This is a genomic window from Capnocytophaga sp. HP1101, assembly GCF_054772415.1.
In genome coordinates, this window is sequence record NZ_BPUU01000003.1 from 410,322 (window position 1) to 436,245 (window position 25,924).

Below are 25,924 nucleotides of genomic sequence, written 5' to 3' on the forward strand. Positions count from 1 at the left end.
AAAAAATTATCTATTACTATGGAAAAGAGAATCTTAGGTCGCAACCTCAGCGTATCAAGTATAGGCTTAGGTTGTATGGGTATGAGCCACGGCTATGGCGACCCTAAAGACAAAAACGAAATGATAGCCCTTATCCGCAAAGCGCACGAGCTGGGCGTCGATTTCTTCGATACTGCCGAGTGTTACGGACCTTATATCAATGAAGAACTCGTAGGCGAGGCTTTAGCTCCTATCCGCAACGAGGTGAAAATAGCTACTAAGTTCGGTATACAGCTTGCCAACTTTAAGCAAACTTTGGATAGCCGTCCTGCTACTATTCGCCAAAGCGTGGAAGGCTCCTTGCGCCGCCTCCGTACCGACCATATCGACCTCTACTACCAGCATCGTGTAGACCCCAACACCCCTATTGAAGATGTTGCTTTCACAGTAGCACAGCTTGTAAAAGAAGGCAAAGTACTCCATTGGGGAATGAGCGAAGCAGGCGTTGCTAATATCCGTCGCGCTCATAGTGTATTGCCGCTCACTGCTATACAGAGCGAATACTCAATGTTTTGGCGCGAACCCGAAGAGCAACTCATTCCTGTACTAAAAGAACTCGGCATAGGCTTAGTGCCTTTCAGTCCGTTGGGCAAAGGTTTCCTCACAGGTAGCATTACCAAAGAAGTGAGTTTTGCCAAGAACGACTTCCGCACTACCGTTCCCCGCTTTCAAGCCGAAAACATCGAAGCCAATATGGTCATTGTCGATTTGGTAAAGCAAATAGCTCAGCAAAAAGGTTGCACCCCCGCCCAAGTAGCCCTCTCGTGGCTCAAAGCGCAACAGCCCTTTATTGTCTCTATACCAGGCAGTCGTAGTCTGCACCACCTTACCGACAACATTGCCGCTGCCAATATCAGTTATACCAATGAAGAGCTACAAGCTATTGCTGAAGCACTTAGCAAAATACAGTTACAAGGCAACCGCTATTCCCCCGAAGCTCAAAAGAATATCGATAGATAATGCTTAACCTTTAGGAGATAAAACTTAATTGCACTGCAAACTTTGCCAAAGTTCAAAACTTTAGCAAAGTTGATTCCCTCATAATCAGTCGCTTTTGCGGTATATGTAGGGGCGTTTGGCAAACGCCCACACAAAAGAGTTGCAATCTATTTCTTTTTGACTATAAACAAAATTACTAAGAAAATTAAACAATATGAAAACCCTTTTATCCCCACTATCTGTTATCTGTTACGCACATACCTTGCTATTGCAAGCTTTACTTGTTACCTGCATCAGCTGCGCCCAAAACAAAGAAACTATGCCTAATAATAACCCTCAACCCTCAGTAAAAACAGAACATCTCACCACCGCAAATACGGTGCGCGACCTCGCTACTCATAAAGTCTTTACAGGTTTTGGCGACTTGCTCTTGCCGTACGACGATAACAGCAGTTACTACTCGCTACCTCTTGCCCAAGTAGCTCGTACAATGCCCTACCACAGCCACGTACGCCCAGAAGTGGTGCTCGGTGCTGTCAATCACTTGATAGATGAAGCTGATAGCGGGAAGACGATCTTTTACAACATCTACTCCGAAGCCCAACGCCAAGCCGACCCACGCAAGCAACACACAGGCGTTTTCTTCTTTCGCGGCAAACCTAATGCTCCCTTTGCCATAGTATGCCCTGGTGGTGGCTTTTCTTACGTGGGCTCTCTGCACGAAGGACTGCCTTTGGCAAAGCGCATTAGCGAACTGGGCTATAACGCCTTTGTGATACGCTACCGTATCGGCAGTGAGCAGTACGCCACCGAAGATTTAGCCGCTGCTATCGCCTACGTAATACAGCACGCCAAAGAACTTGGGGTATCTGCCGAAAATTATTCCCTTTGGGGTAGCTCAGCAGGGGCGCGTATGGTGGGCAATATTGCCTATTACGGGGCGAAGAATTTCACTACCGCCAATGTACTCCAACCTGCAACAGCCGTCATTGCCTATACAGGGCAAAGCACTTACAGCAACAATTTTCCTCCTACCTTCCTCACCGTAGCTTCCAACGACCCCATTGCCTCTGCCGATGGTATGCAACGCCGCACCGAGAACCTCCGCCTTGCAGGCGTGCCCGTTGCTTTCCACCGCTACCAAACAGCCTCTCACGGCTTTGGTCTTGGTACAGGCACCGATGCCGAAGGCTGGCTTGATTTAGCCGTACAGTTTTGGAAACAGTATATTCCCTAACGCTACGGCAGTGGAATCATCTCTTCAGTGCTCTTAGCCCTCTTTTCAACAGACACCCCTCGCGCTATGGTGTGGATTATCACAGCTTTTGTACTGCTCAGCACACTTACCGCACTATCTATAAAAAAGGTTAGAAGCTGAATAAAAAAAGAAAAACCTCCCCAGAACCAGCCTCCCAAAAATACACCTTACTCGGACACTAAGCGGAGCTTAAGCGGAGACTGATCGGCTCTACATCGGCTCTACATCGGCTCTACATCGAACACTAATCGGACACTAATCATAACACTGCCGCGTAGTGTAAGCCCCACAAACAAGCCCCGCACCTTTTTTATTTGCAGCTTGCCCCTCTCCTTGGGAGAAGTATCCGAAGACTTGCAGGAGAGTAGGTGCAGGAACGGGGTGAGAACCGGAAAATATGCAAATATTACCGACTTTTGTATAATTGCCATTTGCCAAAAATATCCTACCTTTGCACCGTAAAACTTAAATAACACAAGCAAAATGAAATCCCTTACTTTATTCCTTGCGTTCTTTGCCCTAATAAGCACCGCAAGCTGTCAAAACAAACAAGAAATGAACACCAAGAACAACAACCCCAAAATCCTCTTCATCAACGGCAGTCCCAACCCCAATGGCAATACTGCCAAGCTCGCTCAAACCTTGCTCAAAGGCAAGACCTATGAAACGCTGAACCTCGTGCAGTACCGCATCAACCACTATGGGCAAACCCTCCCTGGCGACCAGTTCGACGAAGTACTTGCTAAGATGAAATCCGCCGACATCATTGTACTCGGTTCACCCATCTATTGGCACAACATCAATGCTGCCGTACGCGACCTGCTTGACCGCTTTTATGGACCCGTACCCAATGGCTCTTTCGCACCTCGCCAGCTCTTTTTTGTCTATCAAGGTTTTGCTCCCGAAGCTTTTATGATCAACGATGGCGAATACACCGTCAAACGTTTCTGCGAAATGTACGGCTTCTCCTACCAAGGAATGGCTAACAACCAAGCCCAAGCACAAAAACTCGCTGAAAAACTGAAATAATTCAAAAAGTTTTTGTAGCTTTGTCGCTAAATCATAGGCTTTAAGTGCTAAAAAACAAAAAATCTACAAAAACTACCGCCTTTTGTGTAACAATCCTCTCACCAAACCACCGTACCTTTGCCCCGTGAAAAATAAAATCAGTATGAAAAGAACCTTTTACGCTTTGGTAGGTTGTCTTGTAGCTTGCTCAAACCCTACTGAGTCCCCTAAAAAAGAAAACCTTATGAACACAAACGAACCTTTAGTAATTGCGCAGCAAGGCAGCTTCTTTGCAGGCGGTACTACTATAAAGAACGAGGGTACCTATAGCTCCTCAAACCCTAACTCGCATAGTGGACAAACGCTTTACGGCGACCACGCTTATGTGAGCTTTCAAATCCCAGAAAATCCTCACCGCCTGCCGTTGGTCTTCTTGCACGGAGCAGGGCAATCGGGCAAAACGTGGGAATCTACCCCCGATGGGCGCGAGGGCTTTGGCTCTATCTTCCTCCGCAGGGGCTTTGCAACCTATATACTCGACCAGCCTCGTCGAGGTCGTGCGGGCAACTCGACCGTTTCCGAGCAAATTACCGTACTGCCGAACGACCAGTTTTGGTTTGAAAACTTCCGTATGGGGATGTACCCTAACCTCTTTCCTAACAGTCAGTTTCCTAATGATCCTGAGAGTCTGAACCAATTCTTGCGCCAGATAACACCGAACACGGGGGCGTATGATTTAGAAGCCATTGCCTCGGCTACAGCAGCCGTTTTTGACCGTATAGGCGAGGGTATCCTCATCACCCACTCCCAAGGGGGCGGACCTGGTTGGCAAACAGCCCTGAAAACCGACAAGGTAAAGGCGGTTATCTCATACGAGCCTGGTACCGAGTTTGTTTTCCCCGAAGGTGAAATGCCCACTGTGCCTACGCCTGCCAATGATGTAGCTCATATCTCTCTTTCTCAACCTATCAGCTTAGAGCAGTTCAAAGCACTGACGCGCATCCCTATCGTTATCTATTACGGCGACAATATCCGTACGGGCACCGAGCACTTTGCTTTCAACCGTTGGTACGAGCGCATGCAGGTAGCCAAAGCCTTTGCCGCTTGCATCAACAAGCACGGAGGCGATGCCTCAGTAGTACTCTTGCCCGAAAAAGGCATCACTGGCAACAGCCACTTTATGTTTGCCGAAAAAAACAACCTCCAAGTAGCCGACTTGCTCAGCTCTTGGCTTGCCGAAAAGAACTTAGATAAATAAACTTTCCATTAAAAACTGCTTGAATACTCTTAATAAGTATGATTGCATCTTGCCCCTCTCCTTGGGAGAGGGGAACGGGGAGAGGATTAAATAAACCTCTATGAAGAAATTACTAATAGCCTTAACGCTGCTACTAACAGTTCCTGCGGTAGTAGCGCAGCCTAAAAACAAAACAACAATGAAAAAAGAAGTAAAAAAACAAACCGCAGGGCGCGACCGCCTTGGTACCTTCGCCCCTAAATTTGCGGAACTCAACGACGATGTGCTCTTTGGGCAGGTGTGGAGCCGTGAGGGCGAACTCTCACCACGCGACCGCAGTACCATCACCATTGCGACCCTCATAGGCAGTGGGGCTCCTGAGTTCACCCTTAAAGCCCACCTTACCGAAGGCAAGAAGAACGGCATCTCTAAGAACGAGATTGCCGAGATGATTACCCATATCGCCTTTTATGCCGGCTGGCCTAAGGCGTGGGGTGCGTTCAACGCCGCTAAAGAAGTCTATGCCGATGAAATCGCAGCCGACCCAACAGGCAGCAATGCGGGCTACATCTTCGGGGTAGGCGTGCCCAACGAAGCTTACCAGCAGTATTTTACAGGCAAAAGTTGGCTCAATAGCTTGGTGAGTCCTGATAAGAGCAATACGATCAACGTATCCAATGTTACTTTTGAACCTGGTTGTATCAACCATTGGCACAAACACACTACCGAGCAAATCCTCTTAGTTACCGAAGGCACTGGTTGGTATCAAGAGTGGGGCAAACCCGCCCAAGAGCTCCACAAAGGCGATGTGGTAGTAGTGCCCAAAGGGGTAAAACACTGGCACGGTGCTTCAGCCAACAGTTGGTTTGCTCACCTTTCGGTTATGGACACTGCCAAAGAAAAAACCGAATGGCAAGAGCCTGTAAACCCAAAGGAATATGCTAAATTAAGGTAGAACCTAACGTAACTCGTCATTCGTCATTTCCTATACTCCGTAGGCGACACCCCTAAATGACTCTTTACATACCTGCTGAAATGCGACAGACTGCTGAATCTGTATTCCTCTGATAGCTCTATCAAAGGGGTATCAGTGTCGGTAAGTGCCTTGCTGATAGCATCTATCAGGAAGTAGTCAATCCAGTACGAAGCATTGTGCCCACTGGCTTTCACACAAGCCTCCGACAGATACTTAGGGGTGATAAAAAGGCGGTCGGCATAGTAACTCACCTTCCGCTCCTCTTTGAAAATGCCCGTGCTCAGTAGTGCCACAAAGCGTTGCAAAATCAGCATCGCCTGCGAACCATTGTCGGCAGCCCCTTCCGTTACGCGCGAATGCACATCAAAAAGGTCATACACCATATTTCCTACCGCATTGCGCAACGTTTCTTCGTAAAAAAGGTGATAAGTCATCGCAAGGCGCGCTTGTATTTCGTCCACATCTCTCTTTAAGCGTGGCATATCGGCTTCGGGCACCTCCATAATAGGGTTGTCCTGCAATTGCAGTATCCCCCCCACATCATAAGCCGTATTAGGGGCATTGTTGCGCAAGTAATCCATACTGATAATCACCCCAAACACTTCCAAATCGTCCGAACACACCACTTCATTCACCTCCCTCCCCGATGATTTGATAATACACTGCCCCGCTGTGAGGGTAAACGCTTTGCCGTCTATACTGAATTGCGCCCTGCCTTGCGTACAGAAAATGTGCAAGCAGTAGCTCAAATAGCGGTTGCTGAGTGCCTCGGTAAGGCTCTCAGTAAAGATAAAATCGTTCTGTAAAGGTGTTGTAACTGCTTTCATAGCACAAAGATACGCATAAATTTTGAATAAACCGCAAAAGTGCCAAATCTTTCCGCAAAAAAGGTAATACCCACCTCACCTAACCGCCGTACCTTTGCACCGAAATAATAAAACAACTCATATTATGAACAGACGTGATTTTATCTTGCGTTCTTCATTGGCAGGCGCAGGGGCTTTTATAGCAGGAAATATTTTTGCCAATAGTAGCATCATCAGTGCTACCGATAAACCTAAAAAGAACCAACCTCTTGAGTTCAAAAAACGCAAACTCGGTTCTTTGGAAGTTACCGAACTCGGCTTTGGCTGTATGAATATCGCTTGGGCGTATGGCCCCTCTACTCCGCGTCCTGAAGCCGTAAAACTCATTCGCGCGGCTTACGAGGCGGGTATCCGCTTCTTTGACACTGCCGAAATCTACGGACCTTTCTACAGCGAAGAAGTAGTAGGCGAAGCCCTTAAAGCGGTGCGCAACAATGCGGTCATAGCCACTAAGTTTGGTTTTGACATTCACCCTGATACCAAATCGGTAAACGGACTCAACAGCCGCCCCGAACACATCAAAGCAGTAGTCGACCGTATGCTCAAACGCCTCCAAACCGACCATATCGACCTACTTTACCAGCACCGCATCGACCCTAATGTGCCTATTGAAGACGTAGCAGGCACTGTGGGCGAACTCGTAAAAGCTGGTAAAGTATTGCACTTAGGCCTCTCCGAAGTAGGCGAAGCTACTATCCGCCGTGCGCATAGCGAGTTCCCCGTAACAGCCGTGCAAAACGAATACTCTTTCTGGGTGCGCAATGCCGAAATGGAAGTAATCCCTACCTGCGACGAACTCGGTATTGGCTTCGTGCCTTGGAGTCCGCTAGGAATGGGCTACCTCACTAGTAAGGTTACCCCCGCCTACCAATTCCAGCAAGGCGATATACGCAAATCGTTGAACTTCCCTCGCTTTACTGCCGAAGCAATTGCTAAAAACCAACCGGTAGTAGCCGTGCTTGAAACGATGGCCAAGCGCAAAAACGCCACTCCTGCCCAGATAGCCTTAGCGTGGCTCTTGGCGCGCCAGCCGTTCATCGTACCTATCCCAGGTACTACCAAGCTCAGCCACTTAGCCGAGAACAATCAGGCTATTAACGTACAGCTCACCCCTGCCGATATGCAATGGCTCAACGAGCAATACGACCAACTCCAAATCGTAGGCGACCGCGCCCCTGAAAGCCTCAAAGCAGCTCACGATACAGGCGTAAATTACGGCAATCCATCCAAAGGCACCCACGGAAAAACCCCTTTGAAAAAATAGCAAATAGGCAAATACCGCAAAAGTGCCAAATCTTTCCGCAAAAAAGACAACAACCCTCTTGCGAAACCGCCGTACCTTTGCACCGTGAAATTAGAAGAACAAACTTAAAGATTAAGAACAATGAAAAAAACATCAAAAACCCTATTAGCAGTGGTGTTGTTGAGCGTTGCTTTTTTGAACGTCCACTGCCAAAGTAAAAAAGAAGAAATGAAAAAAGATTCTAAAAACGAAACCTCAAGTGTAGCAGCCACTGAATACCAAAAGCACATCGCTTTTGATTTAAACAAAAAGACCGTAAAGCTGAACAGTGGCTACGAAATGCCTATCATCGGTATTGGGGTGTTTATGCTTAGCAATGATCAAGCAGAAGCCTCTGTCTACAACGCTCTTAAAGTAGGTATGCGTTTGATTGATACTGCCGATATTTACGGCAATGAAGAAGGCGTAGGTCGTGGTATCCGTCGCGCAATGAAAGATTTTGGCATCAAGTGCGAAGAAATATTCGTAACCTCTAAACTCTGGACAGCCTCATTTGCTGATGCTGATGCCGAAGTAGATGAACGCCTCCAAAAGCTCGGTTTGGATTATGTAGACCTTTTGCTATTGCACCACACCGCTCCTAACGATGAGCACGCCTATAAGGCTATGGAACGCGGGGTAAAGGCAGGAAAGTTGCGCAGTATCGGTATTTCCAACTTCTACGAAACCGATTATGACCGTATCCTCGGCATCGCTACTATCAAGCCTGCTGTTTTGCAGAACGAAACTCACCCTTATCATCAAGGTAATGCCGTGAAAAACCACATTGCTCCTCACGGTACCGTAATGGAATCGTGGTACCCATTAGGAGGCAGACGTGGTATAGCTACCCTCTCACAAGACGAGACTATTAAAAGCATTGCCTCTGCCCACAACAAAACGCCTTACCAAGTACTGTTGCGCTGGCACTTGCAAAGCGGTAATGTAGCGATTCCAGGCTCGTCAAACGAAGCCCATATCGCCGAAAACTTCAATATCTTTGATTTTTCACTTACCGATGCCGAAATGCAACGCATCAACGCTCTTGAAAAGAACCGCCGTTTTTCTACTTATTAAAAACCTTAAAAACAAAAAGATATGTTATCACGTACAATAATCCTTATAGGAGCTATGTTATATACCCTATCAGCTTGCAGCAAACAAGACGAACAACCTACTGTATCACCTCAAAATCAAACCTCTATGGAACAACCTAACAACCCCAATCCTCCTGCCGAGCAACCCAATGCCTCTGCCGACGAGCAAGCCCTGAGAGCAACCCTCGACCGCCATAACAAAGCAATGGTTGATAGAGACATCGCAACCTTGGGCAGCCTTATGGCCGATGACCTCGTACTCGTGCACGTTACGGGCAGAAAGCAAAGCAAAACCGAATGGTTAGAAGATATTCGCACCGAGCAAATGCGCTACTTTAGCGTGCAACGCGAAAACCTCAAAATACAAGTCAATGGCAACAAGGCGGTAATGACTTTTACCTCAGTGCTCGATGCTCGTATCTACGGCTCACATTACCCCAATTTCCGCATCAACGCCACTATGTATTTTGAAAAACGCAATAACCAATGGATTAGAGTCAATCCCTTTTAATAATTAGCAAATTAACAAATTGACAAATTATCAAATTATCTTTATGAAAATCAGCAACCTTATCGCTGTGTTAGCCCTTATATTTGTCGCCAGCACAGCCCACTCACAAGTAAGCAACCCTAAAAAAGAAACTAAAATGACAAAAGTAATCGTTATCGGTGCCACAGGTTCGTTGGCTACCGAAGTAATCAAGACCGTAGAAAAGAACCCTAAGGTAGCACTTACCCTCTTTGCGCGCAATATCAGTCGCCTGCCCAATAGCAATCACGCTAAAGTTCAAGGCGATGCCCTCAAGGTCGACGACCTTAAAAAAGCCATTGCAGGGCAAGACATCGTATATGTAAACCTCGCTGGCGACCTCGATACAATGAGCCGCAACATCATCACCGCAATGAAAGACACGGGTGTGAAGCGCATCATCGCCATCAGCTCTATCGGCATTTATAAAGAACCCGTACACAGTGCCGTAGTGGCTTACCGCAAGCTGGCTGATAACATCGAGGCTTCAGGCTTGAACTACACCATCATCCGCCCCGATTGGTTCACCAATGCCAATGAAATTGACTATCACATCACCCAAAAACCCGAACCCGAAGTAGGAGGTGCCGTATCCCGCAAGTCTATTGCCGACTTTATCAGCAAAATCATTGCCGACCCCACCTCCTACCAAAATGCCAATGTTGGGATTAGCAAATTGTAAAATAAAAAAGTTACCTTAGCAACTTGAATTTAGATATTATGAAAAAAGACATTATCGTACTCATTGGAGCAGGAGCAATAGGTATCGCCATTGCTCGCCGAATAGGTGCTGGCAAGCACATTCTCCTTGCCGATTTGCACCCTGAAAACGCTGAAAAAGCAGGACAAACACTCTACAATGCGGGCTTTAACTACAGTACCGCCACCGTAGATGTATCTTCACGCGCTTCCGTAGAAGCTTTGGCTGAAAAAGCCAACGCTATGGGGCGCATTACTACCCTTATTCACGCCGCTGGGGTATCACCCTCTCAAGCCTCGCCCGAAACTATCCTAAGAGTCGATTTGTACGGCACTGCCCTCGTGCTCGAAGTCTTTGGCAACTATATCGCCGAAGGAGGTGCAGGGGTAGTGATTTCCTCACAGTCCGGACACCGCTTGGAAGCTCTTACTGAGGAAGAAAACCGCGCTTTGGCTCTTACCCCTACTGAGGAACTATTGAGCCTGCCCATTACCAAAAACATCACCGATTCGCTCCGCGCTTACCAAGTCTCCAAGCGTGCTAACGGCTTGCGTGTAATGGCTGAAGCAATACGTTGGGGCGAGAAAAAAGCCCGTATCAACACTATCAGTCCGGGTATTGTCATTACACCTTTGGCTAACGACGAACTCAATGGCCCACGTGGTGAGGGGTATCGCCGTATGCTTTCTCAGTCACCTATGGGACGCGCTGCTACCCCCGATGAAGTAGGTGAAATAGGCGAACTGCTGCTCACCCATCGCGGTGCCTTTATCACAGGCTCCGACTTCCTAATGGACGGCGGTGTGACGGCTGCCTACTGGTTTGGCGAAATACAAAACCCCACGATTTCACGTAATAAGTAACAAATTAACAAATTAATATTATGCAAGAACTAAGAGTAGACCCCAGAAAAATGACCCCCGAAGAACTCGCTGAAGGCATCCGCCAAGCACAAGTGCTCTTCAAACTCAACCACACTATGCCTTTCACTGAAGAATATGATGCCCTCTTGCGCGAACTCTTTGGCGCAAATATAGCCAACAATGTGCGCGTAATGAGCGGACTCACAGGCGTGTGCTTCCACAAAGTCACCATAGCCGAAGGTGCTCTCATTATGAACAACTGCCTGATGATGGGGCGTGGAGGTATCACTATCGAAGAAAACGTGATGATAGCCACCAACGCGCAACTCATCTCCAACAACCACGACTTGTACGACCGCCAAGTTCTTATTTGCAAACCTGTACGCATTTGCAAAAATGCGTGGATAGGCGCAGGGGCTACCATACTGCCTGGTATCACTATAGGCGAAAACGCCGTAGTAGCCGCCGGTGCCGTAGTTACCAAAGACGTTGCTCCCAATACCATCGTAGGTGGCAACCCCGCCAAATTCATCAAAAGCGTTTAACTTAAAATACAAATGAAAATCAGAAACATTATCCCCGCAATGGCTTTGGCATTTGTTGCTTGCCAAGCCCCACAACCACAAGAAAATAATAACAATATACAAACAGAAACTATGAACAAAGAATTGCAAGAACTCTCAGACCGCGTAGCCCTTAAAAATGTAGTCGATACCTTCTCTAACCTATCGGACGAGAAGAAAGTAACCGAGCAAATGGAGCTCTTTACCGACGATGCCGAGGTAACCTCAATGAGTGGTGATAAAGTAGTATCGGAGTTCAAAGGCAAAAAAGCCATTGGCGATGCCTTTGCCAACTATCTTGCCCTCTTCCATACCGTCTATCACATCAACGGACAGCAAACTGTAGAGATTAACGGCGATACTGCTCAAGGCATTAGCTATTGCCAAGTAGTGCTCATCCGTGAGGACAATGGCAAGCAGATAGGTCGTTTTTCAGGCGTACGCTACACCGATACCTACGTAAAGCAAAACGGCAAATGGCTCATCAAAAAACGCGTATCCAACTTTATGTACAACGATATTCGTGAAGTAAACGCTAATTAATGCTTTTGCATTAGCCATATAGTTTATACCGAAAAAAGTGCAAAATAAACCGACTTTTGTGTAATGGTTGTTTGCCAAAAGTACCCTATTTTTGCACCATCAAATTTAAAAATAAGAATTATAATGAAAAACATCGTATTGAACAACGGGGTGGAAATGCCCCAATTAGGTTATGGCGTATACCAAGTAACGCCCGAAGAATGTGAGCGTTGCGTGAGCGATGCTATTGCAGTAGGCTACCGAATGATAGATACTGCCCAAGCCTACGGCAATGAAGAAGGCGTAGGCAATGCCGTGAAGAAAAGCGGGATCGACCGCAAAGAGTTCTTCATCGTTACCAAAGTGTGGATTAGCAATGCAGGCTATGAAAAGGCTAAAGCCTCTATCGAAGCCTCTTTGCGCCGCCTGCAAACCGATTACATCGACTTGCTCCTTATCCACCAACCTTTTGGCGACTATTACGGTACTTACCGCGCTATGGAAGAAGCCTACAAAGCGGGCAAACTGCGCGCTATTGGGGTGAGCAACTTCTATGCTGATAGGTATGTAGATTTGGCTCACTTTGCCGAAATCAAACCTGCGGTGAACCAAGTAGAAACCCACGTGTTCCACCAGCAACAAGCCCTACAAGAGGTGATGAAAAAACACGATACCAAACTAATGTCGTGGGGACCTTTTGCCGAAGGGCGTAACGATTTCTTTAACAATCCTGTGCTTAAAGCTGTAGGCGACCAATATGGCAAGAGCACTGCCCAAGTAGCTTTGCGCTACTTGTTGCAAAAGGACATTATCTGCATCCCCAAATCGGTGCGCAAAGAGCGTATGGAGCAAAACCTCAACGTGTTCGACTTTAGTTTGAACCAAGCTGATATGGCGAAGATTGAAGCCTTGGACACTAAAGAAAGTCTTTTCTTCTCACATTACGACCCTGCACTAGTTGAAATGCTTTTAGGTTATGTAATTCCATCATAGTAATAATAATTATTTCATTAAAAAATCTCTTGCTCAGTCGAGTAAGGGATTTTTTATTTGCTAATTGCCTATTATTTAGTATCTTTGTCGCCTTAATTTGTTTACTATGCGTCTTACCAATATCGACTTGTTGCGCGGTGTAGTGATGCTTTTAATGTGCATTGATCACGCCCGCGACTATACTCATTATCACCCTGCTGACCCTATGCTGTTGCCTGATACCCCCAATGACGTTTTTGTGTTGAGGATATTAGCGCATTGGTGTGCCCCTACCTTTGTGCTACTGGCGGGTATTGCGGTGGCTATCGTAGACAACAGGCTTAGTAAAAAAGACTTAGCTAAATACTTGCTTACACGTGGGGCTATCTTAATGCTCTTGGAAGTAACCCTTGTGAACTGGGGTTGGAGTTTTAATCCGTTATACAAAGTTACTTATTTGCAGGTGATTTGGGCAATAGGCGTAGCGATGATTGCCCTTAGTGCGCTGGTGTTTTTAAGTCGGAAATGCATAGCCCTTATCAGTATTGCGATACTTATCTTGCACCCTTTGGTGAATGCCTTGCAATGGAACAACGACTTTATGCACTATCTTTGGAGTTTTCTGTTGCAGAAAAATATGCTACTTGTAGGTTTCGGGCATTATGTACGCACCACCTATCCTGTATTGCCCATTATAGCTATTATGGCACTGGGCTATGTGATAGGAGCTTGGTATAGCCAGCCTACCCCAAAACGCAAGATAAAACTGTTTACCTTAGGTGTGGTTATGTTTTCCACCGGTATTGCCCTACGTTTTATAGGCTACGGCGATGCGAGTATACTGGATTATAACAGTTCAGTACCGCTACTAATGCAAGTGTTCAATGTTACCAAATATCCTATATCTCTACCTTTTGCGCTATTATTTGTAGGTTTGAGTCTCATTGTGCTCGCCTTGACCGATGGTAAACAGTTTTCGCTTAAAAACCTATTGATTATTTTGGGACAGACGCCTATGTTCTTTTATATATTGCACTTATATTTGCTCCACTGTGGAGTAGTACTTTATATACTTTATCAAGGCGAAACGCTTGATTTTACTACCTATCTCGGGGGTGTACCTCCTACCTTTGGCATTACAATGATGCAGATGTATGGGTTAGTACTACTTGTGATACTTCTCTCGCTTCCTTTGTGTAAGTGGTATCGCAGGCTTAAAAGCAGTAAGAGATTTTCTATCCTTCGATATTTGTAAATTAACAAATACATTATTTTATTCGCCAAATTTTGTTAAACATATACTTTTTCTTCAAAATAACATTTTTATATCTTTTATCTTTCTTAAAAATACAAAACATTGATATTCAGAATATATTTTCTCTTCTTATCTTTTACTTTCACCGAAGGTTGAGCGAAGGAAAGACGAACCTAAGGCGAAGCTAAGACGAACCTAAGACGAACCTAAGACGAAGGAAAGGTGTTAGTAAGCTGAACGTCAGTAGGAGAGAAGTGCTTTTTAAATTATTGAACAAAAAGCAGTAAAATAGGGATTTTAACAGAAAAAGTGATAGTTTTTATGGTACAAGTTATACGTCATAATTTTGTTTACTTGTCTTGCAAATAAATTAATTGGCTGTTTGGAAAAATATTATTACCAGAGATGAAACTGTATCAACGCAAAAGTGATTTTTCAGATAACCTCTTCGTTTTTTACTAATTAACAAGGTATTTAAAGTTTTAATTGCCTGTATGGCTTGTAGCTGTGGATTTCGGAGTTTATATAGTTCCACGAGATTGCCTTGTGTCTTACATCTTTAAAACAGAGCAGGAGGATTGCGACAGGTAGTGGAATGGAATTGGTAAGCACTTGCTAGCTGGGTAGCAGACTATAGACGTTATCATCGATGAACACTATAGTGGATAAAAAGAATTGTAATGATTGTGGATATGAATATTTTTTGTATCTTTGCACCGAATTAAAGAAATAAACACTTGGGGTCGACCGGTTTTGACAGTAAGTGGCATTGAACAGTAAGCATACCGAGCTGTGAAATGAATGCTCGATAATCTCTATTTCAAAAATTTAAATGGCGAGAATAACTACGCTCTTGCTGCCTAATCTGAAGTTTAGTAAGATTGCTGGCTAAGTCTCTACAAGGTAGGGAAGCGAGATGTCTCTGAAAAGCCCTTGTTGACGGCGTTTCGTATAGAGGCACCATAAAAGTCAACATCGAACCTGCGGTATGCTCCTGCTAACGGTTCTTAATTTTAGGGAGCTAAGCGCAAAATGGGCGGTGCTCGGTCAGTTTTGTGACGAAAACCAAACGAGGACTAAGTATGTAGAAAGCTTTTTGATGACTTATTTGGACGAGAGTTCGATTCTCTCCGACTCCACAAATTACATTAATTATCAATGTTTTAACTTATAACAGGGACTGAAATAGGGACTATCCTTATTTTTTAGTCCTTGTTTCATTAAGAGACTGAAGGTAGATTAAAATAACACCTACCTACTGACTTAGGTAGGACAAAATAAAATCTACTTTCCAACAAGGCAGATTAAAAATAATACCTACCCACCGTCTAAGATAGGATAAAATAAAACCTACTTTCCAACAAGGTAGGTTAAAATAATACCTACTTACTGACTAAGGTAGGATAAAATAAGACCTACTTTTCAACAAGATAGGTTAAAATAATACCTACCTACTGACTAAGGTAGGATAAAATAAGACCTATTTTCCAACAAGGTAGCTTAAAATAACACCTACCCACCGTCTAAGATAGGATAAAATAAGACCTATTTTCCAACAAGGTAGGTTAAAATAATACCTACCCACCGTCTAAGATAGGATAAAATAAAACCTACTTTCCAACAAGGTAGGTTAAAATAATACCTGCTTACTGACTAAGGTAGGATAAAATAAAACCTACTTATATTTTATAAATAATTGATTTACAGTCAAATATATTATTTCTTCAAAAAAAATAAACAAATATACCTATATAATGTATATATGTAAATAAAAATATATAGCATACACACCTCTCTTCTTTTTCTGCAACTAAAATCTTCTAAATCTGTAATTCATTATTAATCAGTTATATTTTTCGGTTTTGTATTCGGTCGCGGTTTTAGGGGCAAGATGTGTCTTTGTATATACACAGTTTTGAAAAAACGGTATACAAAGACTCATCTTGCCTTTTAGCTTCTTTGAAAAATTTGCCTATCGTCTGCACTTTTACAAAGGAAGCTAAAAGGGGAGAAAAACTGCGGAACTTGTTTTTCTTTCTGCAGCGGAAATAGAAATCATATATCAAAAATTCTTCAAAAATCCAATATTTTACGTTCTAATACGTACCAATAGAGTCCAATAAACACCAATACCGTCTATTTGCGTCTATTTATGTATAAAATAGTCTATTTTTTAAAAAGTTACGTCCATTTGTGCTGTTTATAGTCTATTATAGTCTACACCCCCTCTTCACCTATTGTGCACCTTAAAAATCCTCCCTTACTTTGCCTCAAATTTAAACCTAAAAACGTTGAAAAAGACACCACTTAACAAATCAAAATACCTTATTCTCAGAATTAGTGAGAGTCAGAAAGAGCGGTGGAAAAGATTAAGCGCAGAAAGAAAAACTACCCTCACCGATTTGATAACATCAGCGGTAGAAGGTAATATGAATGCACAAGAACGACGCGCGCTTTTAAAGTTCATTGAAAAGCAAGATAACATCTTTGCTAAGATTGAAAACAACATCAATCAGTTTGCTTATGTAGCCAATGCCAAGAAAGAAGTACACCGTGCAGAGTTCATTGCCTTTACCCAGCGTTTGGACGAGATAGTGAAACTCAAGGCTGAACAAAACCAAATCTTTAGGCAGATATATAAACTCATTGCCAATGATAGTAAAAATTCTTAGTTCGGCCAGTAAGGACTTTCACGGAGTGAAATACAACGACAAGAAGGTGCACAATGAGAAAGGCGAGTTAATGCTGATGAAAAACTTTCCTTCGTTTATCAATGAGCACAGTTCGCAGGAGGAAGTCAGAGATTACTTTAAAGCTATCTCACAAGGAGAGCGCACCCAAAAGCCACAGTTCCACGCGGTGATTTCAACCAAGTACCAAGAACACAGCAAAGAGCAGCTCACTGATATAGCCGATAATTTTATGCAAGAGATGGGCTATGGGGAGCAACCTTACCTTGTAGTCTTTCACAAAGACACTGAAAATAACCACGTGCATATAGTTTCTACTCGTGTAGATAAAAACACTGGCAAGAAGATAAACGACAGCTTTGAGCGACTCAAATCGCAACAAGCCTTAGCAAAGGCAATGGAAAAAGTACTGGGAACAAATTACCAAGAAGCTATAGACAAGCTCTTGCAGTATAGGTTTAGCAACCTTCAGCAGTTAGAAATGCTACTTGCGCGCAATGGTTTTAAAACAGTACAAAGCGAAGATAATCCTAATCAAGTGGATATATTGCACAATGGAGTGGTTCAGAAGACACTCTCTATTGATAAGCTCAATTACCAAGAGAAACAGAAAGGCGACAAACGTATCAAGCAAATCAAAGCCTTTATAGATAAGTACAAGGACTTGTACAGCAACAAAGTCTTTAAGGTGATAGATGATAGAGCTCAGCAGGGACTGTACGAGAAAAACATACTTCTACAAGAGCCTATCCCACCTCAGATAGAATACGCCAGCGAGTTACAAGAAAAGTTGCGCCAAATCTTTGGGATAGACATTGTTTTTCACTTTAAGGATGATAAACAGCCCTTTGGTTATACCCTCATTGACAATAAAAACCAACAGGTGTACAAAGGCAGTGAGATAGCTAAGATGAAAGACATCTTTGAATTTACTGAAGATAGTATTGATAAAAAAGAGTTTGAACGCCTAAAGGACTACAACTTGAGAAGTGATAAGGAAAAGCAAATCCTTATGCAGTACTTGAGTAAGGAAGGTATTGTTGTCAAAGATTTTATGCTCTTTGAGAACAAGCGTTTTAAGGGTAAAGAGAGCAATCCTGATTTTCAGCAGCTCAAAGAAGATGTAAAGCGACATATTCATAATGCACAGGACGATGATTTTGTCATTTTGGAGCAAGACGACAAGGGTGAGTTTTACGCTATACACGAGCGTTATCACCAAATACATAAATTGTCATTCCTTTTAGGAAAAGAGGAGTACCAAGCATTTTTAATAGGGAAATCCATACACAATACCTCTGAGATTAGAAGCCAAACTGACCTCAAACACAGCCCAAGCGGTAAAATCTCAGAGGTTTTAAACGATGTAACAGACATCTTTAAAGCTTTAGGAAAAAGCACCTATGCTCCTCGTGACACCACAGAAGACGAACTAAAGAAAAAACGTAAAAAACGAAAATAAAATGGTCATAACATTTGCTACCCAAAAAGGAGGTGTAGGCAAGACTACCTTAGCAGTTGCTTTTGCAAACTACCTCACCTTAGTAAAGAATAAAAAAGTAAAAGCCTTTGACTTCGACTTTCAGAAATCTTTCTATCAAAAATGGGAAGAGGATAAAGTACTTTCTATCCCACCCCTCTATGAAGTAGAGGTAATAGGCGATGAGAACCAAGAGAGTCTTTTAGATTTTCAGACCTTAATGGATATGAAAAAAGAAGAAGAGACAGTATACCTCTTTGACTTAGCAGGAACATTGGACGAGCGTTATATTGATTTGCTCATATACAGCGACTTTATCATCATTCCTTTTGAGTACTCCGATGTGTCAGTAAAATCTACAATGGTATTCATCAACCTATTGGGTATGATAGAAAGCCAAGCCAGCCGTGTGTTCGTGCGTTCCAAATACGACAAGGGGTATTTCTATCGCAATCAACAGGCAATGGATGAGGAATTTGGTAAGTATGGGAAACTACTATCTACACCTATCTACAAGCGCAACGACTTGCAGAGTATCAATACCCGTCGCCTTTCTTACGAACAAAAGAATGCTGTTAAACAAACGTTTGAAGAACTAATCCACTACATAAATGAAACCATCTAAATTACCCTTTAGCATACAATTGGAGCGGAAATACAACGAAATAAACACAGAGGACTTCCTCAGAGATTGGATAGAAAATGAGGGAAGCAGGCGTGATAGAACCATTAGTATGAGTAATGATTTGCACATCGAATTGGTGAAGTTTGGCACTTTTGAAGTAGACCTCAATGAAATCATTGATATAGGTCTGCGTTATGCGCTTAGCAAACGAGAATTTCGGGCTATGATAGCGCAACTGATAGCCTATAAAAGCAATTACTTAACCCATTAATTAAAAAAACACAGATGACAACATTTTTTCAAATAGTAATAATTGTCTACCTCCTTTATTACGCAGGAAATATCTTATACGATTTGTATTTCAAAAAAGAAAAACAAGCTGTAGAGGAGGAAGACAAACAAGAGTTTTCTCTATCGGGTATAGAACAGGAAACTAAAGTCACTAATATAGATTTTAGTGATGTGGAAGAATTAGCAACCAGCAGTAGCACTGAAATAGATGAGAAAGATTTATTTCCTTCTACTGATGATGAGAGTGCAACAGTTCCTGATGAAGTGTTAAATGCGATGATGAGAAAACACCAAGAGGAAGAACAACTTGACTCTGAAGAGAGCAACAACAGCAACACTGACACCAGCTCAGATAACACTGGAGGCGAAAACACAGAACTCACTGCTGAAAAAAAGCAAGAGTTTTTAAAGGACAATAAAGCGCGCTTTAAAGACATTATGAATATGGCAGAGACCAGCGTACAAGTAGTGGTTAGTGGAGAGGGTGAGGATGGCATTAAGGTATACAAAGCCTCAGTTCAACCTAAGTAAAAAACTATAAACTCTAATTTTAATATTCTATTTATGTTAAACATTCGAAAATCCGTAACAAGAAAGCAACTACTACTCTTGTTACTTTTAGGAGTTGTAGCGACTCCTATGTTTGCACAAGGTGCGGGCGCTATTACCGATGCTGCCAATAGTATCAAAACCTATTGGGGGCCTTTGAAAACGCTCATTATGATGATTGGAGGTATTGTAGGTCTCATTGGAGGTTTGCGTATCTACAACAAATGGACGAATGGCGACCAAGACATCAACAAGGAAATCCTCGGATGGGGAGGTGCTTGTTTGTTCCTCATCTTAGTACCTATTTTCGTAGGAGCATTCTTTGGTCTCAACTAAAAAAGCATCAACCTATGGGCTTCTATCTGTACAAGGGGCTTAAAAAACCCCTTGTCTTTTTCGGACTCAAAGATAAGTACATTTATTACGCTTTAGGCTCAGCCTTAGGAGGACTTATCTGTTTGGCTTCTTTACCTTCTTTCATTGGCTTTTTTGGAGCTCTTATAGGAGCAGGGATAGGCATTGGAGGGGTATGGTACACCTTTCACAATCAGAAGACGAAAGGTCTATATAACAAGATGAGAAACAATGATGAAATACACATCTTTCCTAAAAGATTTAGAAAATCATCACAAAAGAAACAACAAATTAAATCATTATAACTATGGAAATACAAGGACGTATTAAAGAAATTTTTTCCTTGGAGACAGTAGGTAACAATGGCTTCCAAAAAAGAGACTTAGTCATCACCACAGAGGAGCAATATCCTAATGATATTATTATTCAGTTCACACAAGGGCGTTGCACATTATTAGACAATTTACAAAAAGGACAGTTAGTAAAAGTACATTATAACCTTAGAGGGCGTGAATGGGTATCTCCTCAAGGAGAGGTAAAGTATTTCAACACAGTAGAAGGTTGGAAAATAGACCTTATACAAATGCAACAAGTGTCTTATAACCCAAGTCAAGGACAATTCGTTCCTGCACAAACGCAAGCACAGACAACACCATCTCCAATGAATCAACAAGCACAGCAGGGAGAGTTTTTTAATGCTTTTGGACAAGCACCTGAAAATCAATCAGATGATAACGTTCCTTTTTAACAAGAAAAGAATATCAAAATGAAGACAAAGGCTTTTGAATTTCCTTTTATAGGGTACGACTATGGCAGTGAACACGGTTGGAAGTACGATGTGCTCATTGGGCAGTATGGCAATCCTGTGATAGGCATTCGTATTAAAAATATAGTAGAACAATACTCTGCCGACCCTGAACGTTACGAGCAGTTTCACACTATTCTCAATCAAGTAATTGCTATTGTAGGAGAAGGACACATCGTGCAGAAAGTAGATATTTTTGCCAAAAAGCGATATGTATCTGAAAAAGAAAATACCTATTTGCAACAGAAATACTCTGACCATTTCGATGGACGCATTTATAAGACCATAGATACTTTACTACTTTTCACCGATTTATTGGATAAGAAGAAAAGCAAATATAAATTTTCAGAAAGGGCTTACAAGGAGCTACGAGACAAGTGCGAAAAGGTCTATATGCTGTTAGAGCAAAGCGAATGTGACCCCGAATGGCTTTTTGAAAAAGACTTTGAGTATTACATAGGAGGAACGCTTACAATGCAGTTTGCTGAAGTACCCGTGTTTGACAATATCAAATCTACTAATGAGTATCTGCGCATAGGTAATTCCTTTGTTAAAACAATCTCTTTTGTAGATGTAGAAAACATAGAGTTACCTAGTGAAATAGAAACCTATTCACGCTTAGGTGGTAGCAGTACAGTAGCCGATTTGGCAGTAGATAATTTTTCTTTTCTCAACGAGTTAGAAGCATATCAAACAATTGTCTATAACCAAGTAATTGCTATTCCACCCCAAGTATCACGTCAACGAGAGTTAGAAAAGAAAATGAAAAAACACGATGGGGTAGCTAAAAATGCCCCTTCCAATGCCATAGTAGCCCAAGAAATTCAAGAGCTTTTGCACGATATAGCTGTCAATGGGCAGCTTATAGTAGACGCTCACTTTTCGTTAGTTTTTGCTTGTGATACCTTGGAGAAAATGGAGAAAACACAATCTACTATTGAGAGCAAACTCTTTACCAAGGGAATTATCATCTCTAAGAATGCTTACAACCAAATGGAGTTATTTCGGTCAGCTATTATAGGCAATGCGGTAGAGTTGCAGGACTACGATTTGTTTACCACGACGAGCGAAGCGGGCTTGTGTTTTTTTTTTAAAGAGAGCTACCCAATAAGTGAAAAATCTAATTTTTACTTGCGTTTTGCTGATAGACAAGGAGTACCATTAAAGGTAGACACTTCAGATTTACCTTACCAAACAGGACGAATCAACAATCGCAACAAGTTTGTTTTAGGACCTTCGGGAAGTGGTAAATCGTTCTTGATGAACAATATTGTAGAGCAATACCTCACTTATAACTACGATGTAGTAATCGTAGACACGGGTGATTCTTATTCAGGTACTTGTTCCTATAAAGGAAGGCGTTACGTACAATATACAGAAGAAAAGCCTATTACAATGAATCCGTTTGCGGTAGGTAAAGAAGAGTTTAACATTGAAAAAACTGAATTTCTCACCAATCTCATTTTCTTAATATGGCAAGGAGCTGATGCAACAATGTCCCCCGCTCAGAAATCCATTATAGATAATGCCCTCCTTGCCTATTATCACCAACATTTTGAGGGCGACACCCAGTGGTATAAAGCCAAAACAAATGAGGAATTATTGCTCTACCTCAATAAGTTCAACATCTATGAAGAAGATTTAGACAGTAACGAGGAAGAGACTTTCTATGATATACTGGGACTGCCTTTAGATGCGAGTACTGAAGAGATAAAGGACAGAGGTCGCAAACTTTTAAAGGAATACCACCCCGACAAACGCAAGGACGAGTATAACGCCAATATGGCAGATATGTTCTATAAGATATACGAAGCTTACGAAACCCTTTCTGATGAAAAAAGGCGTAAAGTCTATAATGAAAGTGCCGCACTCATTGCTGTAAAACGAGAAATAATCCCCTTAGATGATGAAGATTTAGAGACTGATAGACAAAGGCAAGCAATTGTAAAACGAGTTAAAAAAGTAGCAGAAGAATTTAAAGTACAAGAGTTGTCGTTTAATACCTTCTATGATTTTTGTGAAAAGTTCCTACCCGTGTATATGAACAACAAACATCACCGCATTACGGAACAAGAGTTTAACCTGCGTACTTTTCTCTTTGTACTCAAAGATTTTTACAGAGGTGGACGCTATGGTACCACACTCAATGAGAATGCCGATAGTTCTTTGTTTTACGAGCCTTTCATTGTCTTTGAGATAGATAATGTGAAAGACAATCCAAAGCTGTTTCCCATAGTAACGCTCATTATTATGGATACGTTCATTCAAAAAATGCGTTTGCGCAGTGATAGGCGTAAAGCCCTCATTATTGAGGAAGCGTGGAAAGCCATTGCCTCTAAACTAATGGGAGGTTATATACTCTATCTGTACAAAACAGTGCGCAAGTTTTGGGGTGAAGCGGTAGTAGTTACCCAAGAGTTAGACGATATCATCGGTAATACGGTAGTGAAGGACTCAATCATCAATAATTCTGATACGTTCATACTACTTGACCAAACCAAGTTTAAGGACAATTTCGACCGTATAGCAGCTTTATTGTCGCTTAACAAAGTAGAGCAAAACAAAATCTTTACGATTAATAACCTAAACAACAAAACAGGTAGAGGGCGTTTTAAAGAATTTTATCTAAAGCGAGGGGCTAAAGGAGAGGTATATGGTAACGAAGTATCTATGGAACAATACCTTACCTATACTACTGAAAAGCCTGAAAAATCAGCTATTCTGTACTATGTAAAAGCATTAGGCAATTACGACAAAGCCTTAGACGCTTTTGTAGCCGATGTAAAAAAGTACAAAGAAAAGACAGATGCCATATTTGCCTTGGTAAACCTCTATAAAAAGCCTTTAGATGAAAAAGTAGTAGCTTTCTTTAAGGAGTTCAAGAAGGAGCACCCTAAAGATACCTTAAAGAAATTCGACCAATATGTAAAAGACAGAGAGTTACCTTTATCTGAACTTATAAACACACAACAATATGAAAAACAAGCTATTTAAATTATTACTTACCACAATGCTGTTGCCTGCGATAGGAGAGGCACAAACCATTTATTTTGATCCAGCTGTTACAGGCTCAATGGCAGGTTATGCTATTTCGCTTAAAAATGGTCAGAACAAAATTGCCGATGAGCAAACCAAATTGCAAAAAGCGCAAACCTTTATAAGTGGTCAAATGGCATTGGTTAATCAGGTACAAGAAAAAGTATATAAAGGACTTACAGAAGTCTCTACTACCATTACCAACGGAATGCAACTCAAAAATATATGGGAGCAACTCAAGCAATGCCAAGAGTATTCTTCTAATGTACTCACCCTTGCTAAGAAACATCCTCAGTACGCTGTCTTTGGGGTAAAAGCAAGTGAAAAGGCTTACGAGGAAATACTCAAGCTCACGGCAGAGATTAACAGCGTGATTGATAGTAAGGGTAAAAACCTAATGACCGCTGGCGACCGTTATAGGTTATTAGATTCTATAGAGAGCAAAATACGTTCCTTTAAACTATGGCTTTTAACCATTCAAATAGGAATAGAAAATGCTCAGCGTATTGGCTTTTGGAGGGCTATCAGTCCTTTCGACCAATATATCAATACCGATAAGGATATAGTAGAAAACATAATGCGAAAATTCAAACACACTTTCTAATGAAAAAGGTTATTTATCTCATCGGAGTATGTACTCTAGGTTTTTGGCTCAGCTCTTCAGGAGGGAGAAGTAGAGCTCCTTTGGAAAAAGAATCGTTATCCCCCGTAATGATTAACAACGAGGTAGAGCGTTCAGTTGATGAAAACAAGCGACAAAAAACGCTGAACAACAAACAAACGCTCAATACTACTACTGAAGCACTTAATAGAAGTCAATGGGAGAAGTATAAGGAAACGGGTCGCAAGATACAAGACCGCTTGCGGATAGTAGATTTTACCCTACAAGCAATTCCTACGGGCTATGTAATAAGTGAGAGAGCCAAAGAAATAAAACAAGTGCAACAGAAAATTTACAGAGAAATGCGCAATGCACCTGATGTTTTTAGAGAAGCTTTCCCTATTATCCTGCCCAAACAAATCAATTTTATAGACGATTTGCAAATGGTTACCCGATTTTTAGCAGGTATAGTACTCTCTTACGGGGCTATCAACCAAATGGAACGGGCTGAACGCCAAATATTACTTGACTATGCTCTCAGTGAAGTCAATAGACTGTATAATGATTCTTACGCCACCCTTAGTGTTATTCGTGAAACGAGCTATGCCATACAGCGCAGAAGAAGCTTATTTCAGTACTATATAGACCGAGATAAGGAGTTAGCACAAGATATTTTAAAAAATGTTAAAAGCCTTGGCATATGAAACAACTTATCCAACTATCTGTATTGCTTTTCTTTTCTGCAGTAACTACACTGCAAGCCCAAAGCTACTATGAGACGGTGATCAATAGTTCTTTATTGGCGCATATCAGTGCCAATCACGTAACAAGGGAAGCGAGTTTAGCGAACTTTAATAGTATCTTTAAAAAACAAAAAGATTTCTATGAAGAGTCTAATAAAAAAATAGTACAAGTAGTAGCTATCCACGAGAAAATTTACCAAAATCTGTACAATATCAATTCTTTATTCAAACAGAGCAAGCAGCTCAAATATATAGGTATCTACCTTGGCAATGTATTCGAAAACGTACAAAAAATGAGGCAAATAGCTATAGAAAATCCTCAGTATGCTTTTTGGGTAAAGAAAGAAACTGATGAAGTTATTAATAAAGCAACAGCACTGAGTGACGAAATATATACACTTATACAAAAAAAAGATAGAAAGCTACTGATGGACTCAGCCGATAGAGATGCACTTCTCGACCGTGTATATATGAAAGTCCGTTTGCTCAATGTTTCTATTTTAAACGTTATCAATATGATTGAGTTTAACAAGAGTCGCGCTTATATCTATTCTATACCCATATTCAACAACTTTGTAGAACACGACAAACAACTTGTTGAAGAGATTATGCAAAAGTACAGACGTTATAAACATTATTAATGC

26 protein-coding genes, 1 other RNA gene and 1 pseudogene are annotated in these 25,924 nt (G+C 42.1%); 27 read left to right on the forward strand and 1 reads right to left on the reverse strand.

Going from position 1 to position 25,924, the window contains the following annotated elements; translation table 11 throughout:
* Positions 1-18: 18 nt before the first annotated feature.
* The 5 genes from RCZ04_RS03020 (at position 19) to RCZ04_RS03040 (ending at position 5,436) form a co-directional block, all read left to right on the forward strand.
* Positions 19-999 carry an aldo/keto reductase gene (locus RCZ04_RS03020; RefSeq protein WP_460484485.1) on the forward strand — a complete coding sequence of 327 codons (981 nt, stop codon included), beginning with the start codon at positions 19-21 and terminating at the stop codon, positions 997-999.
* 193 nt (positions 1,000-1,192) lie between these two features.
* A complete protein-coding gene (locus RCZ04_RS03025; protein WP_460484486.1) occupies positions 1,193-2,215 on the forward strand; it encodes an alpha/beta hydrolase in 1,023 nt (340 codons plus the stop codon).
* A 576-nt stretch (positions 2,216-2,791) separates the two neighbouring features.
* Complete coding sequence (locus RCZ04_RS03030) at positions 2,792-3,265, forward strand: flavodoxin family protein (RefSeq protein WP_460484487.1); 474 nt, start codon at positions 2,792-2,794, stop codon at positions 3,263-3,265.
* A gap of 142 nt (positions 3,266-3,407) precedes the next feature.
* Positions 3,408-4,502, forward strand: coding sequence for an alpha/beta hydrolase (locus RCZ04_RS03035; protein WP_460484488.1), 1,095 nt, complete (start codon positions 3,408-3,410; stop codon positions 4,500-4,502).
* A gap of 100 nt (positions 4,503-4,602) precedes the next feature.
* On the forward strand, positions 4,603-5,436 hold the full coding sequence (locus RCZ04_RS03040) for a carboxymuconolactone decarboxylase family protein (protein WP_460484489.1): 834 nt from the start codon (positions 4,603-4,605) through the stop codon (positions 5,434-5,436).
* Positions 5,437-5,459: 23 nt separating this feature from the next.
* Here the strand turns inward: RCZ04_RS03040 and RCZ04_RS03045 are convergent, their stop codons facing one another.
* Positions 5,460-6,284, reverse strand: a complete 825-nt coding sequence (locus tag RCZ04_RS03045) for a helix-turn-helix domain-containing protein (protein ID WP_460484490.1) — start codon at positions 6,282-6,284, stop codon at positions 5,460-5,462.
* 124 nt (positions 6,285-6,408) lie between these two features.
* On the opposite strand from RCZ04_RS03045, the gene RCZ04_RS03050 reads away from it, so the two are divergent.
* From RCZ04_RS03050 to RCZ04_RS03155, 22 genes and pseudogenes are all read left to right on the forward strand, one after another.
* Entirely contained in the window at positions 6,409-7,587 is a 1,179-nt protein-coding gene (locus tag RCZ04_RS03050; RefSeq protein ID WP_460484491.1) for an aldo/keto reductase, read from the forward strand.
* A gap of 120 nt (positions 7,588-7,707) precedes the next feature.
* Positions 7,708-8,682 (forward strand): aldo/keto reductase, encoded by a 975-nt coding sequence (locus tag RCZ04_RS03055; RefSeq protein WP_460484492.1) that lies wholly within the window; start codon positions 7,708-7,710, stop codon positions 8,680-8,682.
* 21 nt (positions 8,683-8,703) lie between these two features.
* Positions 8,704-9,213, forward strand: a complete 510-nt coding sequence (locus RCZ04_RS03060; RefSeq protein ID WP_460484493.1) for a nuclear transport factor 2 family protein — start codon at positions 8,704-8,706, stop codon at positions 9,211-9,213.
* A 43-nt stretch (positions 9,214-9,256) separates the two neighbouring features.
* On the forward strand, positions 9,257-9,913 hold the full coding sequence (locus RCZ04_RS03065) for a Rossmann-fold NAD(P)-binding domain-containing protein (RefSeq protein WP_460484494.1): 657 nt from the start codon (positions 9,257-9,259) through the stop codon (positions 9,911-9,913).
* Between the two features lie 38 nt (positions 9,914-9,951).
* Complete coding sequence (locus tag RCZ04_RS03070) at positions 9,952-10,794, forward strand: SDR family oxidoreductase (RefSeq protein ID WP_460484495.1); 843 nt, start codon at positions 9,952-9,954, stop codon at positions 10,792-10,794.
* A gap of 386 nt (positions 10,795-11,180) precedes the next feature.
* Positions 11,181-11,330: pseudogene (locus RCZ04_RS03075) on the forward strand (acyltransferase); the annotation flags it as partial.
* A 21-nt stretch (positions 11,331-11,351) separates the two neighbouring features.
* On the forward strand, positions 11,352-11,900 hold the full coding sequence (locus RCZ04_RS03080) for a nuclear transport factor 2 family protein (RefSeq protein WP_460484496.1): 549 nt from the start codon (positions 11,352-11,354) through the stop codon (positions 11,898-11,900).
* A 123-nt stretch (positions 11,901-12,023) separates the two neighbouring features.
* Positions 12,024-12,872 (forward strand): aldo/keto reductase, encoded by an 849-nt coding sequence (locus RCZ04_RS03085; RefSeq protein WP_460484497.1) that lies wholly within the window; start codon positions 12,024-12,026, stop codon positions 12,870-12,872.
* A 106-nt stretch (positions 12,873-12,978) separates the two neighbouring features.
* Complete coding sequence (locus RCZ04_RS03090) at positions 12,979-14,106, forward strand: DUF1624 domain-containing protein (RefSeq protein ID WP_460484498.1); 1,128 nt, start codon at positions 12,979-12,981, stop codon at positions 14,104-14,106.
* Positions 14,107-14,845: 739 nt separating this feature from the next.
* Positions 14,846-15,248, forward strand: a transfer-messenger RNA (tmRNA) gene (gene ssrA, locus RCZ04_RS03095).
* Between the two features lie 1,149 nt (positions 15,249-16,397).
* Positions 16,398-16,778: a hypothetical protein gene (locus RCZ04_RS03100; protein WP_460484499.1), complete on the forward strand. Its 381-nt coding sequence runs from the start codon at positions 16,398-16,400 to the stop codon at positions 16,776-16,778.
* Positions 16,759-18,258 carry a relaxase/mobilization nuclease domain-containing protein gene (locus RCZ04_RS03105; RefSeq protein ID WP_460484500.1) on the forward strand — a complete coding sequence of 500 codons (1,500 nt, stop codon included), beginning with the start codon at positions 16,759-16,761 and terminating at the stop codon, positions 18,256-18,258. Before RCZ04_RS03100 ends, RCZ04_RS03105 begins: the two co-directional genes overlap by 20 nt.
* Before the next feature lies 1 nt (position 18,259).
* Entirely contained in the window at positions 18,260-18,901 is a 642-nt protein-coding gene (locus tag RCZ04_RS03110) for a ParA family protein (RefSeq protein ID WP_460484501.1), read from the forward strand.
* Positions 18,888-19,172 (forward strand): hypothetical protein, encoded by a 285-nt coding sequence (locus tag RCZ04_RS03115; RefSeq protein ID WP_460484502.1) that lies wholly within the window; start codon positions 18,888-18,890, stop codon positions 19,170-19,172. The genes RCZ04_RS03110 and RCZ04_RS03115 overlap by 14 nt, the downstream gene beginning before the upstream one ends.
* Before the next feature lie 14 nt (positions 19,173-19,186).
* On the forward strand, positions 19,187-19,723 hold the full coding sequence (locus RCZ04_RS03120) for a hypothetical protein (protein WP_460484503.1): 537 nt from the start codon (positions 19,187-19,189) through the stop codon (positions 19,721-19,723).
* Positions 19,724-19,756: 33 nt separating this feature from the next.
* Positions 19,757-20,077 carry a DUF4134 family protein gene (locus RCZ04_RS03125; RefSeq protein ID WP_460484504.1) on the forward strand — a complete coding sequence of 107 codons (321 nt, stop codon included), beginning with the start codon at positions 19,757-19,759 and terminating at the stop codon, positions 20,075-20,077.
* A gap of 14 nt (positions 20,078-20,091) precedes the next feature.
* Positions 20,092-20,400, forward strand: coding sequence for a DUF4133 domain-containing protein (locus RCZ04_RS03130; RefSeq protein WP_009419756.1), 309 nt, complete (start codon positions 20,092-20,094; stop codon positions 20,398-20,400).
* A gap of 2 nt (positions 20,401-20,402) precedes the next feature.
* Complete coding sequence (locus tag RCZ04_RS03135; RefSeq protein ID WP_460484505.1) at positions 20,403-20,843, forward strand: DUF3127 domain-containing protein; 441 nt, start codon at positions 20,403-20,405, stop codon at positions 20,841-20,843.
* An 18-nt stretch (positions 20,844-20,861) separates the two neighbouring features.
* Positions 20,862-23,894: a TraG family conjugative transposon ATPase gene (locus tag RCZ04_RS03140; RefSeq protein WP_460484506.1), complete on the forward strand. Its 3,033-nt coding sequence runs from the start codon at positions 20,862-20,864 to the stop codon at positions 23,892-23,894.
* The gene (locus RCZ04_RS03145) at positions 23,875-24,540 is read left to right on the forward strand and encodes a hypothetical protein (RefSeq protein WP_009419759.1); all 666 of its coding nucleotides are present in this window, start codon (positions 23,875-23,877) and stop codon (positions 24,538-24,540) included. Before RCZ04_RS03140 ends, RCZ04_RS03145 begins: the two co-directional genes overlap by 20 nt.
* Positions 24,540-25,241, forward strand: a complete 702-nt coding sequence (locus RCZ04_RS03150; RefSeq protein WP_460484507.1) for a hypothetical protein — start codon at positions 24,540-24,542, stop codon at positions 25,239-25,241. The genes RCZ04_RS03145 and RCZ04_RS03150 overlap by 1 nt, the downstream gene beginning before the upstream one ends.
* The gene (locus RCZ04_RS03155) at positions 25,238-25,921 is read left to right on the forward strand and encodes a hypothetical protein (RefSeq protein WP_460484508.1); all 684 of its coding nucleotides are present in this window, start codon (positions 25,238-25,240) and stop codon (positions 25,919-25,921) included. The genes RCZ04_RS03150 and RCZ04_RS03155 overlap by 4 nt, the downstream gene beginning before the upstream one ends.
* Positions 25,922-25,924: the final 3 nt, after the last annotated feature.

Coding starts and splice junctions, on each gene's coding strand:
- RCZ04_RS03020 (WP_460484485.1), top strand. CDS start 19: ATGGAAAAGAGAATCTTAGGTCGCAACCTCAGCGTATCAAGTATAGGC.
- RCZ04_RS03025 (WP_460484486.1), top strand. CDS start 1,193: ATGAAAACCCTTTTATCCCCACTATCTGTTATCTGTTACGCACATACC.
- RCZ04_RS03030 (WP_460484487.1), top strand. CDS start 2,792: ATGAACACCAAGAACAACAACCCCAAAATCCTCTTCATCAACGGCAGT.
- RCZ04_RS03035 (WP_460484488.1), top strand. CDS start 3,408: ATGAAAAGAACCTTTTACGCTTTGGTAGGTTGTCTTGTAGCTTGCTCA.
- RCZ04_RS03040 (WP_460484489.1), top strand. CDS start 4,603: ATGAAGAAATTACTAATAGCCTTAACGCTGCTACTAACAGTTCCTGCG.
- RCZ04_RS03045 (WP_460484490.1), bottom strand. CDS start 6,284: ATGAAAGCAGTTACAACACCTTTACAGAACGATTTTATCTTTACTGAG.
- RCZ04_RS03050 (WP_460484491.1), top strand. CDS start 6,409: ATGAACAGACGTGATTTTATCTTGCGTTCTTCATTGGCAGGCGCAGGG.
- RCZ04_RS03055 (WP_460484492.1), top strand. CDS start 7,708: ATGAAAAAAACATCAAAAACCCTATTAGCAGTGGTGTTGTTGAGCGTT.
- RCZ04_RS03060 (WP_460484493.1), top strand. CDS start 8,704: ATGTTATCACGTACAATAATCCTTATAGGAGCTATGTTATATACCCTA.
- RCZ04_RS03065 (WP_460484494.1), top strand. CDS start 9,257: ATGAAAATCAGCAACCTTATCGCTGTGTTAGCCCTTATATTTGTCGCC.
- RCZ04_RS03070 (WP_460484495.1), top strand. CDS start 9,952: ATGAAAAAAGACATTATCGTACTCATTGGAGCAGGAGCAATAGGTATC.
- RCZ04_RS03080 (WP_460484496.1), top strand. CDS start 11,352: ATGAAAATCAGAAACATTATCCCCGCAATGGCTTTGGCATTTGTTGCT.
- RCZ04_RS03085 (WP_460484497.1), top strand. CDS start 12,024: ATGAAAAACATCGTATTGAACAACGGGGTGGAAATGCCCCAATTAGGT.
- RCZ04_RS03090 (WP_460484498.1), top strand. CDS start 12,979: ATGCGTCTTACCAATATCGACTTGTTGCGCGGTGTAGTGATGCTTTTA.
- RCZ04_RS03105 (WP_460484500.1), top strand. CDS start 16,759: ATGATAGTAAAAATTCTTAGTTCGGCCAGTAAGGACTTTCACGGAGTG.
- RCZ04_RS03110 (WP_460484501.1), top strand. CDS start 18,260: ATGGTCATAACATTTGCTACCCAAAAAGGAGGTGTAGGCAAGACTACC.
- RCZ04_RS03115 (WP_460484502.1), top strand. CDS start 18,888: ATGAAACCATCTAAATTACCCTTTAGCATACAATTGGAGCGGAAATAC.
- RCZ04_RS03120 (WP_460484503.1), top strand. CDS start 19,187: ATGACAACATTTTTTCAAATAGTAATAATTGTCTACCTCCTTTATTAC.
- RCZ04_RS03125 (WP_460484504.1), top strand. CDS start 19,757: ATGTTAAACATTCGAAAATCCGTAACAAGAAAGCAACTACTACTCTTG.
- RCZ04_RS03130 (WP_009419756.1), top strand. CDS start 20,092: ATGGGCTTCTATCTGTACAAGGGGCTTAAAAAACCCCTTGTCTTTTTC.
- RCZ04_RS03135 (WP_460484505.1), top strand. CDS start 20,403: ATGGAAATACAAGGACGTATTAAAGAAATTTTTTCCTTGGAGACAGTA.
- RCZ04_RS03140 (WP_460484506.1), top strand. CDS start 20,862: ATGAAGACAAAGGCTTTTGAATTTCCTTTTATAGGGTACGACTATGGC.
- RCZ04_RS03145 (WP_009419759.1), top strand. CDS start 23,875: ATGAAAAACAAGCTATTTAAATTATTACTTACCACAATGCTGTTGCCT.
- RCZ04_RS03150 (WP_460484507.1), top strand. CDS start 24,540: ATGAAAAAGGTTATTTATCTCATCGGAGTATGTACTCTAGGTTTTTGG.
- RCZ04_RS03155 (WP_460484508.1), top strand. CDS start 25,238: ATGAAACAACTTATCCAACTATCTGTATTGCTTTTCTTTTCTGCAGTA.